Raw genomic sequence first — 2,602 nt, forward strand, 5'->3', positions numbered from 1 at the left:
GTTTAACTTAGGTATAATTTTATTAGATATATTCATAACACTTTTCTGTTTGCTTTAAAAGCAACCAAAAATGTACCATCAGGCAAATCATACCATAAGTGCTAATTAGATAGAAAACATGCTTGTGTTAATCCACGAATCTGTGAGATAAATTGCACAACTGCACCTTTTATTTTGCGATTCTTTTTCTGGATCTATTACTGAAGAGTGCGATAAACTTTTTAAGCACATCAAAATATAAGGTAACAAAAAGCAAAAACGACATCACCCAGATAACGATAATATTAAACAAGGTAGTGTCGATATAGATACCGGCCAGATGCTTGGTCGGGGAATAAAACTTGGTGCGGAAATCCAAGACGTGTTTTGGGTTGTGGTCTTCAAAATAAATCGGGTAAATTTTCTGCACCAATCGTCCATCAAGTTCTATAACACGGTGAGTAGTATTTACATTTTTTACCGCTGTTTCGATCGCCTCATTTTGATATCTTAACTTAAGTGAATCAAACTGTGCTTTGGCCATTGGAGTACTGGTGAGCTCGTTTGTGATCCTTACTTTTTCTTCAAAGGCTTCATTGTATCTGTTGACATATAGGCGCTTAAGCACCTCCAGGAAATTAGATGTAACTTCATAGGTGGTAGAATCAAATTTTTCTAATACCAGATCATCTAATTGCGGAAATTTGTCCTTTCCTATGACTTCTAATTCACTGCCTATTTCAGCACACAGCAGTGATAACGAGTTTCTCATTTTATTACCCTGAGATGATAACCGCCTTCTCATGTTGTTAAAAACAAAGGCAAGCTCAGTTTCTAAACGAGGCACATAATACAATTTCTTATATTCAGCTAGCGCAGCTGCTTTATCGAGTTGATAAAACTGAGACTCATACGGATTATCCTTAAACTGTGTCACTACCGCAGCTTCAAAAGCCCACCTTGAGGCCATTACCTCCCCTATCAGCGGTACGCCATCCATAGTGGTTACCTTAGGATTGAACTTGTCAAAATTAATGACCACGCCACTCAATAATAACTGAGGGATTAATAATAATGGTATTAGAATGTAAATGGTAACAGCCGAATTGAACGAAGCCGATACATTTAGGCCCAGGATATTGGCAAATGCAGCACAACTGAATAAAATTAGCCATAGGCTAAAATCCATGTTATGAATTTCTAACATCCAATTACCGATAGCTACAAATGTGCCTGTCTGAAGTGCCGAGATAATGAAAAGCACACCTACTTTTGCTACTAAATAACTGCTTTTGCTGAGGTTGAGAAAACGCTCCCGTTTGAGTAATTTTCTATCTCTGAATATCTCTTCTGCACTTACCGTAAGTCCCATAAAAAGGGCCACGATTATACTCATAAAAAAATAAACCGGTATGTTGTCATTTTCATAAAATGAATAAACCGGATTATCAGTCTCTATGGTGGCATAGTACTTCACAAGGAAACCAATAAACAAGGCTAGTAGAGGCGCCTGTGTTAGATTAATTATTAAGTATTGGGTATTGGTCAGCTTTGACTTAAAATCACGCGTTGCGTACACCTTAAATTGCTTCCACCAGTTTGGTATATCCTGTGCTACAACAATCTTACGCTTGGTGTGCTGAATTTTTGGAAGCTTGATATTTTCTCTGAAATATTGGTACCACTGGCCTGGAGACACCTTTCTTGTTTTGGTTAACCTCCCGTATTCATTTACAATTTTATTTTCAATGATACTAAATATCTGCTCAGGGTTTATATTTCCACACTCAGGGCATGAGCTCTGATTTCGATTAGCGGCATTGATGATGTCCTTAAAGTATGTAACCGCTTCTATGGGGTTGCCATAGTAAATTTGCAAACCACCGGTATCGAGTATCAACAGGTTATCAAACATTTTAAATATGTCTGAAGAAGGCTGATGAATAACCACAAATACCATTTTACCTCTCAGGGACAACTCCTTTAAGAGATCCATAATATTCTCTGAATCCTGAGAAGAAAGACCTGAGGTGGGCTCATCTACAAACAAAACGCTAGGCTCTCTCAATAGCTCAAGGCCTATATTTACACGTTTTCTTTGTCCACCGCTTATAGTTTTCTCTAATGGAGAACCTACTTTAAGGTCTTTGATATCATTTATGCCAAGATTGAGCATAACTTGCTCTACTAGATCAGTTAATTCCTTATTGGAATATTGATCAAAACAGAGTTTGGCTGCATAATATAGGTTTTCGAAAACACTCAGTTCTTCCATGAGAAGATCGTCCTGAGGAATGTATCCTATCACTCCCTCGATGGCTTTCGGGTCTGCATGTATATCTATCCCGTTGATGATTACACGACCACTGGAAGGCTTATCAGTACCATTTATTACATTTAGCAATGTTGATTTACCAGACCCACTTGCACCCATAATACCAACGAGCTTCCCTCCTTTTTCGGAAATACTCACGTTCTGCAAACCGGCTCTACCGTTTTTAAAATGGTAGAATAGGTGTTCTGCAGAAAGGGTAATTTGCGTTTGGGCACCTTCGCGCAAAAATTTACTTACTACATCACTGTAATATATTGTACTTACTTTATTACCTCTAATAGAACTCCC

The 2,602-nt window shown here is 37.9% G+C and carries 1 protein-coding gene; it reads right to left on the minus strand.

The window, feature by feature from the left end; genetic code table 11:
* Positions 1–169 precede the first annotated feature (169 nt).
* Positions 170–2,602, minus strand: a 2,433-nt coding sequence (locus tag E1176_RS02535) for an ATP-binding cassette domain-containing protein (RefSeq protein ID WP_155209010.1), incomplete at its 5' end; no start/stop codon positions are given.

This window comes from Fulvivirga aurantia (assembly GCF_009711475.1).
In the GTDB taxonomy this organism is placed as follows: Bacteria; Bacteroidota; Bacteroidia; order Cytophagales; family Cyclobacteriaceae; genus Fulvivirga; species Fulvivirga aurantia.